15 protein-coding genes are annotated in these 14,806 nt (G+C 65.4%); 8 read left to right on the forward strand and 7 right to left on the reverse strand.

What is annotated here, in order from left to right; all coding sequences use genetic code 11:
• Nucleotides 1-10: 10 nt before the first annotated feature.
• Nucleotides 11-592: a retropepsin-like aspartic protease family protein gene (locus tag BM171_RS05315; RefSeq protein ID WP_093009802.1), complete on the forward strand. Its 582-nt coding sequence runs from the start codon at nt 11-13 to the stop codon at nt 590-592.
• A 65-nt stretch (nt 593-657) separates the two neighbouring features.
• Here the strand turns inward: BM171_RS05315 and BM171_RS05320 are convergent, their stop codons facing one another.
• The gene (locus tag BM171_RS05320; RefSeq protein WP_093009803.1) at nt 658-1,116 is read right to left on the reverse strand and encodes a DNA polymerase III subunit chi; all 459 of its coding nucleotides are present in this window, start codon (nt 1,114-1,116) and stop codon (nt 658-660) included.
• 5 nt (nt 1,117-1,121) lie between these two features.
• Nucleotides 1,122-2,588, reverse strand: coding sequence for a leucyl aminopeptidase (locus BM171_RS05325; protein ID WP_093009804.1), 1,467 nt, complete (start codon nt 2,586-2,588; stop codon nt 1,122-1,124).
• Nucleotides 2,589-2,717: 129 nt separating this feature from the next.
• Between BM171_RS05325 and lptF the strand changes: the two genes are divergently transcribed.
• Genes lptF through rsmA form a run of 6 tightly spaced genes read left to right on the forward strand, consistent with a single transcriptional unit; the run spans nt 2,718 to nt 10,113 of the window.
• The gene (gene lptF / locus BM171_RS05330) at nt 2,718-3,848 is read left to right on the forward strand and encodes an LPS export ABC transporter permease LptF (protein ID WP_093009805.1); all 1,131 of its coding nucleotides are present in this window, start codon (nt 2,718-2,720) and stop codon (nt 3,846-3,848) included.
• Nucleotides 3,845-4,942, forward strand: coding sequence for an LPS export ABC transporter permease LptG (lptG, locus tag BM171_RS05335; RefSeq protein WP_093009806.1), 1,098 nt, complete (start codon nt 3,845-3,847; stop codon nt 4,940-4,942). The genes lptF and lptG overlap by 4 nt, the downstream gene beginning before the upstream one ends.
• Complete coding sequence (locus BM171_RS05340; protein WP_175497494.1) at nt 4,942-7,083, forward strand: LPS-assembly protein LptD; 2,142 nt, start codon at nt 4,942-4,944, stop codon at nt 7,081-7,083. Before lptG ends, BM171_RS05340 begins: the two co-directional genes overlap by 1 nt.
• Nucleotides 7,068-8,300 (forward strand): peptidylprolyl isomerase, encoded by a 1,233-nt coding sequence (locus BM171_RS05345; protein WP_093009808.1) that lies wholly within the window; start codon nt 7,068-7,070, stop codon nt 8,298-8,300. Before BM171_RS05340 ends, BM171_RS05345 begins: the two co-directional genes overlap by 16 nt.
• A complete protein-coding gene (gene pdxA, locus BM171_RS05350; protein WP_093009809.1) occupies nt 8,297-9,268 on the forward strand; it encodes a 4-hydroxythreonine-4-phosphate dehydrogenase PdxA in 972 nt (323 codons plus the stop codon). Before BM171_RS05345 ends, pdxA begins: the two co-directional genes overlap by 4 nt.
• On the forward strand, nt 9,265-10,113 hold the full coding sequence (gene rsmA, locus BM171_RS05355; RefSeq protein ID WP_093009810.1) for a 16S rRNA (adenine(1518)-N(6)/adenine(1519)-N(6))-dimethyltransferase RsmA: 849 nt from the start codon (nt 9,265-9,267) through the stop codon (nt 10,111-10,113). The genes pdxA and rsmA overlap by 4 nt, the downstream gene beginning before the upstream one ends.
• 51 nt (nt 10,114-10,164) lie before the next feature.
• Here rsmA and BM171_RS05360 read toward each other — a convergent pair whose 3' ends face one another.
• The 3 genes from BM171_RS05360 to prfA all read right to left on the reverse strand — a co-directional run bounded on the left by BM171_RS05360 (nt 10,165) and on the right by prfA (nt 13,016).
• Nucleotides 10,165-10,881 (reverse strand): DUF4167 domain-containing protein, encoded by a 717-nt coding sequence (locus tag BM171_RS05360; RefSeq protein WP_093009811.1) that lies wholly within the window; start codon nt 10,879-10,881, stop codon nt 10,165-10,167.
• Between the two features lie 255 nt (nt 10,882-11,136).
• Nucleotides 11,137-11,970 carry a peptide chain release factor N(5)-glutamine methyltransferase gene (prmC, locus tag BM171_RS05365; protein WP_093009812.1) on the reverse strand — a complete coding sequence of 278 codons (834 nt, stop codon included), beginning with the start codon at nt 11,968-11,970 and terminating at the stop codon, nt 11,137-11,139.
• Nucleotides 11,967-13,016: a peptide chain release factor 1 gene (gene prfA / locus BM171_RS05370; RefSeq protein WP_093010100.1), complete on the reverse strand. Its 1,050-nt coding sequence runs from the start codon at nt 13,014-13,016 to the stop codon at nt 11,967-11,969. The genes prmC and prfA overlap by 4 nt, the downstream gene beginning before the upstream one ends.
• Nucleotides 13,017-13,112: 96 nt before the next feature.
• Between prfA and BM171_RS05375 the strand changes: the two genes are divergently transcribed.
• Nucleotides 13,113-13,439, forward strand: a complete 327-nt coding sequence (locus BM171_RS05375) for a hypothetical protein (protein WP_425438939.1) — start codon at nt 13,113-13,115, stop codon at nt 13,437-13,439.
• Here the strand turns inward: BM171_RS05375 and BM171_RS05380 are convergent.
• Nucleotides 13,374-13,784 (reverse strand): DUF1499 domain-containing protein, encoded by a 411-nt coding sequence (locus BM171_RS05380; protein ID WP_172975059.1) that lies wholly within the window; start codon nt 13,782-13,784, stop codon nt 13,374-13,376. The genes BM171_RS05375 and BM171_RS05380 overlap by 66 nt on opposite strands.
• A gap of 40 nt (nt 13,785-13,824) precedes the next feature.
• Complete coding sequence (gene speB, locus BM171_RS05385; RefSeq protein WP_093009814.1) at nt 13,825-14,793, reverse strand: agmatinase; 969 nt, start codon at nt 14,791-14,793, stop codon at nt 13,825-13,827.
• Between the last annotated feature and the right edge of the window lie 13 nt (nt 14,794-14,806).

Raw genomic sequence — 14,806 nt, forward strand, 5'->3', positions numbered from 1 at the left:
TCTCAGCCTCATGGACTCGATGGATTACGGACAATTCGCCTATCTGGCGCTTCTCGGCGCGGTGCTCGTCTTCTGGTTTTTCGTGCAGGACCGCGCGAATCTCGGCCAGAAAGTGAAGGCGCTCGCGGCCTGGGTTTTCATTTTCCTGGGCGTCATCGCCGTGGTGGGCCTCTGGGACGACATTCGCGGCACGGTCGCGCCTCAACAGCAGGTCATGTCCGAGAGCGGGCGGATCGTCCTGCCACGGCAGGCGGACGGCCATTACCACGCTCGGCTCGACGTGAATGGCGTGCCGGTGTCCTTTCTCGTGGATACCGGAGCGACCGGCACGGTTCTGAGCCAGCGCGATGCGGAACGCGTGGGCCTGGAGGCGGCCGATCTGCAATTCACGCAGAGTGCGGAGACCGCGAACGGCACGGTACGTACGGCGCCGGTGACGCTGGACCGCGTGGCATTGGGTCCATTCGAGGATCGCGGCGTTCGGGCTTATGTGAACGAGGGGGCGCTTAACCAGTCGTTATTGGGCATGAGCTACCTTCAGCGCTTCGGCCGGATCGAGATTGCCGATGATGAGCTGGTTCTCGAAAGGTAGGTCTAGGTCCACATTCTTAATTAAGAATGTGGATTCCAAGAATATTAGTTAAAATTCGCAGCATTCTACCGCTCGGCCTTCTTTTCCCAGCGTCCCGATTCCTCGGACCAGTACTGCGCCGCACAGCCCTCGTCAGTGAGCGCTTTCCACTGCACCCGTGCCGTCTGCACCGCCGCGGGATCGTTACCGTCGAAAAGCACACATGTCCGCTCCAGCGCGGCAACTTCCTCCGCCGACACTTCAGCACCGTCGATCGTCATCACGCAGGCCGGATCGTTCGCCGCCTGCGGCCCGGTCGTGAGAAGAACCGGCTGGCGCGCATCATGTGCGCCCCCTGCCCGCCCATGCGGCAGAAACCCATCCTCGGGGCCCAGCCACAATTTCTGATCGAGCCAGTCCATGCGTGCGCTGTCCCGGCCGCGCACGGCCACGCGCCAGCCCGCCTGACGCGCCTTGCCGATCAGCATCGGCAAGGTCTCCTCCAGCGGTCGCCGGGTCAGGTGATAGAAATAGGCCGCGCCCAACGCTCTCAGCTCTCGTAGCGGTCCGCGACAAGCCGGTTGAGCGCCATCACGCCCCAACCGGTGGCACCCTTCGGTGCCAGCGTCGTCTCCGAGGACACGCGCGCGACGCCCGCGATATCGATATGGATCCAAGGCATCTCGTCCTTGACGAACACCTTGAGGAACTCCGCCGCGGTGATCGTGCCCGCGGGCCGCCCGCCGGTGTTCTTGATATCCGCAAGGGGCGTCTCGATCTGCTTGGCATACCCTGCGCCGAAGGGCAGCGGCCAGACACCCTCTCCTTCCGTCTTCGCCGCCTTCGCGAAATCCGCGCCGAACGCATCGTCGGTCGAGAAATATGCCGCGTTCTCATGGCCGAGCGCGATGATGCAGGCCCCGGTCAGCGTGGCGAGATCCACCATCGCCGCGGGGTTTTCGTGCTCCTGCGCGTACCAGAGCACATCCGCCAGCACGAGCCGGCCTTCCCCATCGGTATTGATGATCTCTATCGTGTCGCCCTTCATCGATTTCACGATGTCACCGGGGCGCGACGCGCGACCGTCGGGCATGTTCTCAACAATTCCGACGAGCCCTGTGACATTCGCCTTGGCCTTCCGTAGCGCGAGCGCCTTCATCACGCCCGCGACGACGCCGGCGCCGCCCATGTCCATCGTCATCTCCTCCATGCCCGCGGCCGGCTTGAGGGAAATGCCGCCCGTATCGAAGACGACGCCCTTCCCCACGAGAGCGAGCGGGGCGTCACCCTCGGCGCCGCCCTTCCAGCGCATGACAACAAGCTTGGCGGGGCTTTCGGAGCCCTGGCTCACGGACAGATATGCGCCCATGCCAAGCTCATGCATGCGATCTTCCTCGATGACCTCCACCTCGAGCCCGAGATCGCGCAGCGCCTCGAGCCGCGCGGCGAATTCCGTCGTCGTCAGCACGTTGGCGGGCTCGGAGACCAGATCGCGGGTGAAGACGACGCCCTCGGCCACGGCGCGCGCGGTCTCGAGGCGCGGGCGCACCTCATCCGGTTTGGAGACCATCACGGTCACGTCGCCGAACGCGTCGCCCTTGTCGGATTTGTGGTCAGTGAAGGCATAGGAGCGCAACGCAAGGCCAAGCGCGACGTCTTCCGCACGGGCGGTGCCTTCCGCCAGAAGGAGCATCCCGGTCCGGCCCGCCTTGGCAAGCCCAGCGCCTGCCTTGCGCGCATCCTCGATGGTGGGCTTGCGAGCCAGCTTGACAATATCGACGGCCTCGGCCTTGAGGCCCGCCGGCCAGGCAAGCGTCATCAGGCCCGACACCTTGACCTTCTCGAACGCCGCGCTCTCGACGGCCCGCGCGATCGCTCCCTTGGTCAGGCGATTGAGACGCCGCGCGCCCTGGCTCATCTTGCCCTCGGGGGTCACGAAAACCGTGATGCGCCCCTCCGCCTCCTTCAGTGCCTCAAGGTCGGTATCGCGTACGGTGATCTCGCGCAGATCGGTCATGCTCGGCTCCTGTCTTTCAGCTTTCGCCCAGAGGTAGCGAGCGGGGCCCGACTTGACCAGAGGCACCTTTCCCGCCCCGAACCAATCGGCTAGGGTCGCGCGAAACCAAGAGACGGTCTGGGGGGATCGGTGGCGAGATTCGACAGATACATCCTGTCTCGATTGATGGTACTGTTCGGCTTTTTCGCGCTGGTCCTGGTTTCAGTCTATTGGGTCAACCAGGCGGTCATCCTGTTCGAGCAACTCGTCTCCGAGGGCCATAGCGCCAACGTCGTTCTCGAATTCACCGCCCTCTCCCTGCCATCCACGATTGTCCGCGTTCTGCCGCTCGCCGCCTTCGTCGCGGCACTCTACCTCACACAGCGCCTGATCTCGGACTCGGAGATGACCGTCGTGCAGTCGATGGGCTATTCGCCATGGCGGCTGGCGCGGCCGGTCGCCGTCTTCGGCTGCCTCGTCGCCTTCATGATGTTGATCCTCACCCATGTCCTCGTGCCGCAGAGCCTCGAGCAGCTGCGCCTTCGCGAAGCGGAGATTTCAAACGCCGCCTCGGCGCGGCTCTTGCGGGAAGGCGTGTTCCTGAGCCCCGCCTCGGGCGTGACGTTCTACATCCGGGAGATCACCCCGGACGGAGAGCTGCGCGATGTATTCCTGTCCGACCGCCGCCAGGCAGGCCGCGAAGTGACCTATACCGCCGATCGTGCCTTCGTGATCGGCAATGGCAACGAGCCGGCCAACCTTGTCATGGTACGCGGTCTTGCACAGACGCTTGATCTTGAAACCGACACGCTGTCCACAACGACTTTCGCGGATCTGACCTATTCCGTTTCCAGCTTGATCGAGGAATCGGGGCTCGGCCGGCAGCGGCTCGAATCCACATCGTCCTGGGCGATGCTCAGCAATTTCTCAGGCGTGATGGAGCGCACGGGTGAGCGGCCCGCCGAGCTCCTTGTTGCGCTATACCAGCGCGTGCAGCAGCCGCTTCTCGCGATGGTCGGTGCCCTGCTGGGCTTCTCGGCGCTCCTGACAGGCGAGTTTTCGCGCTTCGGGGTCGCGCGGCAAATGTTCATGGCGGTCGGGCTGGTGGTCGTCGTCTATTTCTTCGAAAGCGCGGTCGCCGGAGGCGCCGAGGCGAGCGTCGGCGCTGCGACGACGATCTTCGTGCCGAGCCTCGTCGGCTTCGGGATGGTCGCATACCTTTTGCACAAAGCCTCGCGCACACGAAAACCGAGGCACAGGCGCGCGGAGGCCCCGGCATGAAGCTGCATGTCTATTTCGCGCGGCGCTTTCTCGTCACCTTCCTGTCGATCCTCGGCGGTGTCGCGGCCTTCGTATACGTGCTCGATTTCGTCGAGCAGATCCGCCGCTTCGACGACGAGGATGTCTCTTTCGGAGGGCTCGCGCATCTGACCCTCCTGAACGCGCCAGCCTCGCTCTATGAAATGCTGCCGCTTGTGATGATCCTCTCCTCGGTGGCGCTGTTCCTGGCGCTCGCCCGATCCTCGGAACTCGTTGTGACGCGCGCATCGGGGCGTTCGGGGCTCGTTGCGCTTGCCGGGCCGATCCTCGTTGCTCTCGTGGTGGGGCTCATCTCGGTCGCCGTCCTCAATCCGATCGTCGCGGCGACGTCACAGCGCTTCAGCGAGCTGCGCGAACTCTACGAGGACGGCCAGCAGAACGTGATCTCGATCGGCGCCGAGGGTCTCTGGCTCAGGCAGGGCGACGCGCGGGGCCAGACTGTCATCCGCGCGGCGCGATCCAACGCCGATGCGACCGTGCTCTATGACGTCTCCTTCCTGCGCTATCAGAACGAGGTCGGCCCGACCCGCCGACTGCTCGCGCAGGAGGCCGAACTGACCGACGGCGCATGGCATCTACGCGATATCAAGGCATGGCCGCTTGGCCGCGAGATCAATTCCGAAGCCAATTCCGAAATGCTGTCGGAGCTGGAAATCCCGTCGAGCCTCACCCGCGAGCGCATCCGCGACCGGTTCGGCCAACCCTCGGCGATCTCCATTTGGGCGCTGCCGGCCTTTATCTCCGACCTTGACCGCGCCGGGTTCTCGGCGCGCCGGCATGTCGTCTGGCTGCAGATGGAGCTCGCCCGCCCCCTCTTCCTTGTCGCCCTCGTTCTCGTGGGTGCGGCTTTCACGATGGAACATGCGCGGCTCGCGCGGACCGGTATCGCGGTGATGTCGGCGGTCCTGATCGGTTTCGGCCTCTTCTACATCCGTAATTTCGCGCAAATCCTCGGAGAGAGCGGTCAGCTTTCTCCGCTGGTCGCGGCATGGGTGCCACCAGCCGCATCGCTCATATTGGCGATGGGGCTCTTGTTGCAGCGGGAGGACGGATGATGCGCTGGCTGATAGGCATGCTGGCCTTGCTCTGGCCCGTCTCTGCGACAGCGCAGGGCGTCGACCCGGCGCTCCTTGTCGCGGACATGGTCTATGTCGAAAGCGAAGACGTGCTCGTCGCGCAAGGCAATGTCGAGGCAATCTATGACGGGCGCCGTCTGAACGCCTCCCGCGTCGTCTATGACGACGCCAATGGCACGCTGTCTATCGAAGGACCGATTCGGATCACCGAGCCCAATGGCGATGTCCTGACCGCGACGTCGGCAACGCTGGATGAAGGCTTCGAGAACGGCATCCTCGCAGGCGCGCGGATCGTGCTCGACGAACAGCTTCAGCTGGCCGCCGTGGAGGCACGCAGGCTGGGCGGGCGCTATACCCAGCTGAGCCGCGTCGTGGTGACCTCGTGCCAGGTCTGCGGGCGCAACCAGGCGCCGCTCTGGTCCATCCGCGCGGACCGCGTTGTCCACGACGAGGAGGAGCGGCAGATCTATTTCGACAATGCGGTGTTCCGCGTGCTCGACGTGCCGGTCTTCTACTTCCCGCGTCTTCGCATCCCCGATCCGACGCTCGACCGCGCGCGCGGCTTCCTGCCGCCCGAGGTCCGCACGTCCTCGCTTCTGGGGTTCGGGGCGAAACTGCCGTATTTCATTCCCATCGGAGCCCATCAGGACGTCACCGTCTCGCCGTACCTGACGACCGAGAGCCGAACGCTCGAGCTGCGCTATCGGCGGGCCTTCACCTATGGCGATATCGTGGTGAATACAGCCGTCAGCCGGGACAGCCTGATCGACGATCTGCGCAGCTATGTGTTTGTCGAAGGCTCGTTCGACCTGCCGCGCAATTTCAAGCTCGACTTCGGCTTCCAGAGCGTGAGCGACGATGCCTATCTCGACGTCTACGGCTATTCCTCCGCCGACCGCCTCAAGAACTTCGCCGAGATCAGCCGATATGACCGGAACACGGCGTTCTCCGCCTCGACCAGCGTCTACGAGACGCTGCGGGACGAAGACACGACCGAGACGCGCCCCTCGACGATCCTCGACATGACCTACGAGCAGCGCATCTTCCTGCCCCGCGTGCCGGGCGAGTTCCGGCTCAACGCCGATGCTCACGGGCATTACCGGCCCTCTGATCTCGACATCGATGGGCCCGACGAGGACAACGTCGTGGACGGACGCGATGTCGCCCAGTTCTCGGTGACCGCGTCCTGGCGCGATCGCTATACCCTTCCCGGCGGCATACGGGCCGGCCTTCTGGGTCAGGTCTCCGGCGATGCGATCCGGATCGCGCAGGACGCGACCTCGGAGCCGCAGGCTGACGTCCTGACACCCGCTGCCGCGCTCGAGTTGCGCTGGCCCTTCATCCGGCGTGGCCGGGGCGGCGCCCGAACCCTGATCGAACCTCTCGCGCAAATTGCCTGGTCCGGCGGCGAGCGTCCGACGACCGCCGCCGATGAAAGCACACGGCAGGAATTCGACGAGGGCAACCTTCTGTCGATCTCGCGCTTTCCCTCGACGGACCGGCGCGAGCGGGGCCGCGTCACCGCGCTCGGTGTGCGCTGGCATCACCAGGATCCCATCGGCTGGGATGCGGGCCTCACGCTCGGCCAGGTCTGGCGCGATGACGCCGATCCGGCCGTCACAAAGTCCTCTGGCCTGAGCGAGGCGGAATCCGATCTCTTGATCGCCACGCATTTCGCGACGGCGGGCGGCTTCCGTATCTCTGGGCGCGGGCTTCTCGATTTCGATGCCGCGGATTTCTCCAAGGCCGAAGCCCGGATCGACTGGGAGACGCGTCGGCTCGAGCTTGGGGCGTCCTATCTCCTGCTCAAAGCCGATGCCGCCGAGAACCGGGACGACCCCCAGTCCGAATGGACCCTCGATGCGGCCTACGATTTCACGCGCGCCTGGTCCGCAGATGGCTATTGGCGCTACGATCTCAGCGACAACCGGTCGGATCGCGCGGGTCTTGGCGTCACCTGGCAGAACGAATGCGTCTCGGCGGAGCTTTCGGTCTCGCGCCGCTTCGCTTCATCCACTAACCTTGAACCGTCCACAGATTTCGGCCTTGTCGTCTCGCTGAAGGGTTTCAGCACTGGCGGCAGCGCCAAGGAGTACCGTCGCACATGCTCGACCTTCTGAAGTCCGCCCTGAAACCCATGCTGGGGGCCACCCTTCTGGCCGCGACGGTCGCCTTCTCGGCGGCCCCGGCGGCGGCGCAGAACCTCTTTGCCCCGGCGATCCGGGTGAACGACGCGGTCATCACCAATTACGAGATCCAGCAACGCGCCCGGATGCTGGAGGTTCTGAACGCCCCCGGCAACACCGAGGAACAGGCGCGCGAGGCCCTGATCGACGACCGCCTGCGCTTGCAGGCCGCTGCCCGTGCCGGTGTTACCCCCTCGGAGGAGGACGTGCTCGAAGGCATGTCCGAATTTGCCGGTCGTGCCAATCTCAGCCGCGAGGAATTCATCCAGGCCCTCGCCCAGGCCGGTGTCGAGGAAGAGACTTTCCGCGACTTCGTCCGCGCGGGGCTGTCCTGGCGGATCCTCGTGCAGCAGCGCTTTGCCGGGCAGTCCAACGTGTCCGAGGACGATCTTGACCGCGCCTCATCAAGCGGCGCGGACGGATCGAACGTGCGTGTGCTCCTGTCGGAGATCATCATTCCCGCACCGCCGGGACAGGAAGAGGCCGTCCGTGCGCGCGCCGCGCGCATCGCGCAGTCGCAATCCGAAGGCGAATTCTCCTCGTTCGCGCGGCAGTTTTCCGCCACGCCCACGCGCCAGAACGGCGGCCGCCTGCCCTGGCAGAACCTCTCGGAGCTGCCGCCGCAGCTGCGCTCCATCGTGCTCGGTCTCGCGCCCGGCGAGGTGTCGGACCCGCTGCCCATCCCCAACGCCATCGCGCTCTTCCAGCTGCGCGGTATCGAGGAGACGGGCTATACCGCACCGGACTATGCCGCCGTTGAATATGCAGCCTATTACCTGCCCGGCGGCCGGACGCCGGAGAACCTGGCGCGCGCGCGGGTGATCGACGCGGAGACCGACCGCTGTGACGATCTCTACGGTATCGCAAAGGGTCAGCCCGCCTCGCGACTCCAGCGCGAGAGCCTGCCGCCGTCCGAATTGCCGACCGATATCGCCTTCGAGCTTTCCAAGCTCGACCGGGGCGAAGTGTCGACCGCGCTGACGCGCTCGGGCAACCTCATGGTGCTGATGCTCTGCGGGCGCACCCGCGCGGTGAACGAGGATAGCGACCGCGAGCAGCTCGTGCTCGGCCTTCGCAACCGCCGCCTCAACGCGCTGGCCGAAGGTTATCTCGCGCAGCTCAGGGCCGACGCCTACATCGTCCAGCAATGAGCCTGCCCCCGATTGCGCTGACCTGTGGCGAGCCCGCGGGGATCGGCCCGGAACTTGCCGTCGCAGCCTGGGAAGTCCTGGGCAGCGACGTTCCGTTCTTCCTGATCGGCGCCCCGCACCACCTTCCCGAGGGCACACCCTTCGTCGAAATCGCGCAGCCGCGGGATGCGGCCGAGGCGGCGCGGACGGGTCTGCCGGTCCTGCCACTCGACATGGACGGGCCGCGCGTGCCGGGCACGCCGCAAGCGGCACAGGCCAAGGGTGTGGTCGCCGCCATCGAACGCGGCGTCTCGCTCGTTGCCAGTGGCAAGGCCTCCGCGCTGTGCACGCTGCCGATACACAAGCAGGCTTTGTCGGATGGCGCAGGCTTCGCCTTTCCCGGTCACACGGAGTTCCTGGGCTATCTCTCGGACAGCCCGGAGGTCGTGATGATGCTCGCCTCCGACCAGCTGCGCGTCGTACCCGCGACGATCCACATTCCCCTGGCGGAGGTGCCGGCCGCTCTGACGCCAGAGCTGCTCGACACGCGTATCCGCATCACACATGCCGGTCTTGTCCGCGATTTCGGCATTTCCGCGCCGCGCCTCGCCGTCGCGGGTCTCAACCCGCATGCGGGTGAAGGCGGCAAGATGGGACGTGAGGAGATCGAGGTAATCGCCCCGGTTCTGGACCGTTTGCGCGCCGAAGGACTGGATATCGCGGGGCCGCTTTCAGCCGACACGATGTTCCACGCCGCCGCGCGCGCCCGCTATGACGCCGCAATCGCGATGTATCACGACCAGGCGCTCATCCCGATCAAGACGCTGGATTTCGACCGGGGCGTGAACGTCACCCTTGGCCTGCCCTTCGTCCGCACATCACCCGATCACGGCACCGCGCTCGACATCGCCGGAAAAGGCGTCGCCAATCCCAGCTCGACGATCGAAGCGCTGCGGCTTGCCTGGCGCATGGCGCAGGCGCGGGGATGAGCGGCATCGACGATCTGCCACCCTTGCGGGACGTGATCGCGGCGCATGATCTGCGCGCGCGCAAATCGCTCGGTCAGAACTTTCTGCTAGATCTCAACCTGACCGCCCGGATCGCGCGGGCGGCCGGCCCGCTGCCGGAGCTGGACATCCTAGAGATCGGACCCGGCCCCGGCGGTCTGACGCGCGGTCTTCTGGCAGAAGGCGCGCGCCGCGTTCTGGCCATCGAGAAGGATCGGCGCTGCATTCCGGCTCTGGAGGAGATCGCCGCCGCCTATCCCGGCCGCCTGAGTATCATCGAGGGCGATGCACTGGAGGTCGATCCGCTGGAGCATCTGACCCCGCCCGTCGCGGTCGCTGCGAATCTACCCTACAATGTCGGCACCGAGCTTCTGGTTCGCTGGCTGACGCCGCAAGCCTGGCCGCCCTTCTGGCAAAGCCTCACGCTGATGTTCCAGAAGGAAGTGGCCGAGCGGATCGTCGCCGCGCCCGGCTCCAAGACCTACGGGCGGCTGGCGATCCTGGCGCAGTGGCGCGCCGAGGCTCGGATCGTGATGACCTTGTCGCCGGGGGCCTTCACACCGCCGCCGAAAGTCTCTTCCGCCGTGGTGCACCTGACCGCCCTGCCCGAGCCGCGCTTTCCAGCGGATCCGAAGATCCTCGAAGAGGTGGTCGCGCGGGCCTTCAACCAACGGCGCAAGATGCTGCGGGCGAGCCTCAAGGGCCTGCATCCCGATATCGAGACGCTCCTGGAAGAGGCTGGAATCGCCCCGACCGACCGGGCCGAGCAGATTTCGCTCGAAGCGTTCTGCGCTCTCGCCCGCAGCGTTCAGGCGGCTCGACAATAAAAAAGACCGGGCTTTCCGAGCCCGGTCCTCCTGTCAAAGCATCCGCCGGGCTTACCCGTTGTCGGCAGTGTCCGATGCAGGTTGCTCTTCGGCGCTGACAGTATCGGCTTCAGCCGCTTTCTTGCGCGGCTTGGAGGCGCGGCGCGCCTTGGGCTTCTCGGCGCTTTCCGGCGTCTCTACGAGGTGCGAATCGTCGTTTCCTCCGCCGAAATCCACGGCTTCGGAGAACCCGTCGCTGTCGCTCGATTGCGGAGCCTGGTTGTCCTGGCCCTGATCGTTTTTCTGGTTCTGAGGCTTGCCGCGCTTCTTGCGGGGCGGGTCATTGCGCGGCTGATCGTTCTGGCCGGACTGATTGTCCTGCGCACTCTCTTCGCTCTTGCCGCGCTGGTCGCCGTCCTGCTGGTCGCTTCCGTCCTGGCCTGTATTCTGGTCGTCGCCCTCGCGCTCATTCCGCTCGCGGTCCCGCTGGGACTGGCGTTCGCGGTTCTCGCGTTCCTGCTGTTCGCGCTTCTGCTCCTGCTCGCGCTGAGCCTCGCTCAGCATCCGCTGGTAATGCTCGGCGTGCTGCTGGAAGTTCTCGAAGGCGACGCGGTCATTGCCAAGCTGCGCGTCACGCGCCAGCTGGGTGTACTTGTCGATGATCTGCTGGGGCGTGCCACGCACCTTGCCGTCGGGACCGCTCGAGTCAAAGACGCGGTTGACGACGTTCCCCATCGAGTTCCGGTTGCGATTGTTCTTCGACCGGGACCGTGATTTCGATGATCTCATAACTCAGGTCAGTCCTGTATCCGACTGTGGTTCGTGATCCTCCGGCGTCTTGGACGCCTGCCTGGCTGGATCACCTTTTTGTCTGGCTTAATCGTCGGGCGCGACGGAAATTCCGTCAAAGCCGATGCCCGACTGATGAATGAGTAAACATGTGACCTGCGCTTTAACAAGGGGAGATTGCCAAAAAATGCCGGTTCTCACCCGAAAAAGCGCCTTTCAGCCACATTCCCTTGTGGAAAACGCAGTTTCCCGCCGTCAAAGGCGCGCGGCGACGACCCGGTCGCGCCCATCGAGATCGGGCAGAACCTCTATGCCCGAGAGGCCGGCGTCGTGCAGAAGCGCGCGCACGGCATCGCCCTGCGACCAGCCGATTTCCAGAAGAAGCCGACCGCCCGGCACAAGATGCCGCGCCGCGCCGCTTGCAATCGCGCGGTAAGCCGTGAGCCCGTCGCCGTCATCGCTGAGCGCCATGCGCGGCTCGTGATCCCGCACATCCGGCGCGAGCCCCGCCATCTCGGCCGCGGAAATGTAAGGCGGGTTGGAGACGATGAGATCGAAGCGCTGATCTGCTGCAAGCGGCGCGAACCAGGAGCCTTCCAGAAAAGCGACCCGATCCGTCAGCCCCAAGGCGTTGCGGTTCCAGAACGCCACCTCGATCGCATCGAGCGAGAGATCCGTGGCGATCCCCGTCGCCTCGGGCACCTCGGCGGCAAGGCTCAGCGCAATGCAGCCCGAGCCCGTGCCGAGGTCGAGAAAGCGCGTGACCGGCCCGCCAAGCGCCGCCTCCACGAGGATTTCCGTTTCGGGGCGCGGGTCGAGCACATCGCGCGTGACAAGGAATTCCCGCCCGTAGAACATCCGCCGTCCGGTCAGTTGCGAGATCGGAACGTTTTCGCAGCGCCGCTCCACCATGACCCTGTAGATGACCGTCAGTTCGGGATCGACCGGTTCAGGCAGAAACAGCGTCAGCCGGACGGGCGGCACCTTCAGAACATGCGCCAGAAGCCGCCGCGCATCGCGGCCGGGATCGGGAATGTCCGCTGCACTGAGCGCGCGCGTCGCCTCTGCCAGAAGCTCCGCCCCGGTCATGCGCCCATCTCCGCCAGAAGCGTCGCCTGCGCGTCCTGGATGAGCGCATCCGTCACCTCGTCGAGATCTCCGGCCATGACCTGATCGAGCTTGTAGAGCGTGAGGTTGATCCGGTGGTCGGTCAGCCGTCCTTGCGGGAAATTGTAGGTGCGAATGCGTTCGGACCGATCACCCGAGCCCACCTGCGCGCGCCGCAGATCGGAACGTTCCGAGGCTGCTTTCTGCCGCTCGGCATCGAAGAGCCGCGTGCGAAGGACCTGCAAGGCGATCTCGCGGTTGCGGTGCTGGGATTTCTCGGACGAGGTCACCACGATCCCGGTCGGAATATGCGTGATCCTGACGGCGCTGTCGGTGGTGTTGACGTGCTGCCCCCCTGCCCCGGACGCGCGCATCGTGTCGATCCGGATCTCGTTCGGATCGATGGCAATATCCACGTCAGCCGCCTCGGGCAGAACCGCGACCGTGGCGGCGGAGGTATGGATCCGCCCGCCGCTCTCTGTCGCCGGCACGCGCTGCACGCGATGCACGCCGGATTCGAATTTGAGCCGCGCGAAGACATCCTGGCCTTCGATCCGGGCGACGACTTCCTTTACGCCGCCAAGCTCGGTCAATTGCTCTTCGATGGATTCGAACCGCCAGCCGCGCGCCTCGGCGTAGCGCTGATACATCCGCAAGAGATCACCGGCGAAGAGTGCCGCCTCCTCGCCTCCGGTGCCGGGCCGGATCTCGAGGATGGCGGGCCGCGCATCGGCGGCGTCCTTGGGCAGAAGCGCGATCTGCAAGGCCTCCTCGACGGCAGGCTTGCGCGCCTCGAGCTCGGTCAGCTCCGCCTCGGCGAGTTCAGCCATCTCGGCATCGTCAAGCATCGCTTGGGCTTCGGCGATCCCCGCCTCGAGCGCCCGCCATTGAGCGATGGCATCGACCACAGGCTTCAGCTCGGCATATTCACGCCCCAGCGCGGCGATGTCGCCGCCTCCCTCGGCCATGCGCGCCTCGAGATATTCGAACCGGTCGGTGATCTGTCTGAGGCGGTCTTCGGGGATCATGCTTTGCGTGTTTGCGTATCGGCTCGCCAGGGTCAAGCCCGCCTGCGCTGAGGGCAGAGGCGTGTGCCCGGCCGAGAGGCAATAAATCTTGATCGAATGGCCGAAGCGCCGCATCCTACTGGAATGATCCGCGCGGCGCTTTTTCTGGCCGCCCTCGGCGGCCCGGCTCTGGCCGATGTGACCGGACCTTCCGGGCGCACGATCCCCTGCTACTGCACGGACAGCGAAGGCGACCGGGTGGAGCTGGGCGAGGTGATCTGCCTAAGCGTGGACGGACGCGACTTCCTCGCGCAGTGCCAGATGTCGCTCAACAACCCGATGTGGCGCGAGATCAGTGAAGGGTGCCTGTCGAGCGATTTATCCCTGCGGCCCGAGTTCGTTCAGCCAGCCTTCGACGCGCGCCTTGTTGACCCCCATATCTGATTGGCCGAAGCGGAGCCGCGCATAGAGCTCGATCACGTCACCGTCTTGCTGGATCGTGGTGTAATCGGGGAAGCCCATCCACTTGGACCGCGTGATATAGGTAATCCGACCCTCCTCGACGCTGCCGGCCAGAAGCTCGGTCCGGGGCGTCGACAGGATGATCCTGTCAAGCTCGGCCATGCGCTCTTCGCCGCCCGGGATACGCCGGCGCACGCCCTGCGCCAGGTCCTGATCTGCGCTCACTTGCGGATCGACGTGCCAGACCTCGGGGTCGGACGGTGCGAACCGGATGAACACGGCCCCGCCGATTGCGGCGAGGATGAGAAGGATCAAGATATATTTCAGCACGAAAGGCCACTCCGTCTGTGTCTGGCCGGGGAACGCGCTATACGCCCCTGCGGGTCCACCCCCAGAGGCAAATGAGCTCCATCGCGACATGCGCGCCCGCGACCGCGGTTGATCCAGACGTATCGTAGGGTGGCGAGACCTCAACCACATCGCCGCCGATGACGTTCAAACCGGCAAGATCCCGCAGGCAGATCGCGGCCTGCCCGGAGCTGAGCCCGCCCCAGACAGGCGTCCCGGTGCCGGGCGCGAAAGCCGGATCGAGGCAATCGATGTCGAAGGTGACATAAGCGGGGCGGTCGCCGACCATTTCGCGGATCCGGGCAGCGGTCACTGCGGGGCCGTTCTCATGGACGAAGCGCGCATCGAGGATGTTGACGCCCATCGTGTCGGGATTGGTGGTGCGGATGCCCACGGCGACGGAATGGCCCGGATCGATCAGCCCTTCCTTGACCGCCTTGTAGACGAAAGTGCCGTGATCGATGCGATCGGGATCATCATCGACCCAACTGTCCGAATGCGCGTCGAACTGGATGAGAGAGACCGGCCCGTGCCGCGCCGCATGGGCGCGCAGGATCGGCAGCGTCACGAAATGATCGCCGCCCAGAGTGATCGCCGCGACGCCTTCGCCGAGGATACCGCCGATATGCGCCTCGATCGCGGCGGGCACGTCCTGCGTCTTGGCATAGTCGAACGGCATGTCTCCGTAATCGGCAATGGCGAACTCCGTCAGCGGATCGAACCCGTCCCAGCCATAGGGCGGATCGAAAGGCTGCAGGCTCGAGGCCTCCCGGATCGCGCGCGGACCGAAGCGGCAGCCCGGCCGGTTGGTCACCGCCTGGTCGAAAGGGATGCCAGTCACCGCGATGTCGAAGCCCGTCAGATCCTTGGAGTAGAGCCGTCGCAGGAACGAGGGCGCGCCGCCGAAGGCATTCTCGTAGGTCAGCCCGCGCGGGTCCGTCCGCGTCACCGCGTGGTCGATCTGTGTCTTTGCGTCTTCAAGGGCCATGCCGTTCTCCTCT

This window comes from Roseivivax halotolerans (assembly GCF_900115815.1).
GTDB lineage: Bacteria > Pseudomonadota > Alphaproteobacteria > Rhodobacterales > Rhodobacteraceae > Roseivivax > Roseivivax halotolerans.

What these genes read in the sequence shown, in the direction of transcription:
- BM171_RS05315 (WP_093009802.1), top strand. Translation starts at nt 11, where the DNA reads ATGGACTCGATGGATTACGGACAATTCGCCTATCTGGCGCTTCTCGGC.
- BM171_RS05325 (WP_093009804.1), bottom strand. Translation starts at nt 2,588, where the DNA reads ATGACCGATCTGCGCGAGATCACCGTACGCGATACCGACCTTGAGGCA.
- lptG (WP_093009806.1), top strand. Translation starts at nt 3,845, where the DNA reads ATGAAGCTGCATGTCTATTTCGCGCGGCGCTTTCTCGTCACCTTCCTG.
- BM171_RS05340 (WP_175497494.1), top strand. Translation starts at nt 4,942, where the DNA reads ATGCGCTGGCTGATAGGCATGCTGGCCTTGCTCTGGCCCGTCTCTGCG.
- BM171_RS05345 (WP_093009808.1), top strand. Translation starts at nt 7,068, where the DNA reads ATGCTCGACCTTCTGAAGTCCGCCCTGAAACCCATGCTGGGGGCCACC.
- pdxA (WP_093009809.1), top strand. Translation starts at nt 8,297, where the DNA reads ATGAGCCTGCCCCCGATTGCGCTGACCTGTGGCGAGCCCGCGGGGATC.
- rsmA (WP_093009810.1), top strand. Translation starts at nt 9,265, where the DNA reads ATGAGCGGCATCGACGATCTGCCACCCTTGCGGGACGTGATCGCGGCG.
- BM171_RS05360 (WP_093009811.1), bottom strand. Translation starts at nt 10,881, where the DNA reads ATGAGATCATCGAAATCACGGTCCCGGTCGAAGAACAATCGCAACCGG.
- prmC (WP_093009812.1), bottom strand. Translation starts at nt 11,970, where the DNA reads ATGACCGGGGCGGAGCTTCTGGCAGAGGCGACGCGCGCGCTCAGTGCA.
- prfA (WP_093010100.1), bottom strand. Translation starts at nt 13,016, where the DNA reads ATGATCCCCGAAGACCGCCTCAGACAGATCACCGACCGGTTCGAATAT.
- BM171_RS05375 (WP_425438939.1), top strand. Translation starts at nt 13,113, where the DNA reads ATGGCCGAAGCGCCGCATCCTACTGGAATGATCCGCGCGGCGCTTTTT.
- speB (WP_093009814.1), bottom strand. Translation starts at nt 14,793, where the DNA reads ATGGCCCTTGAAGACGCAAAGACACAGATCGACCACGCGGTGACGCGG.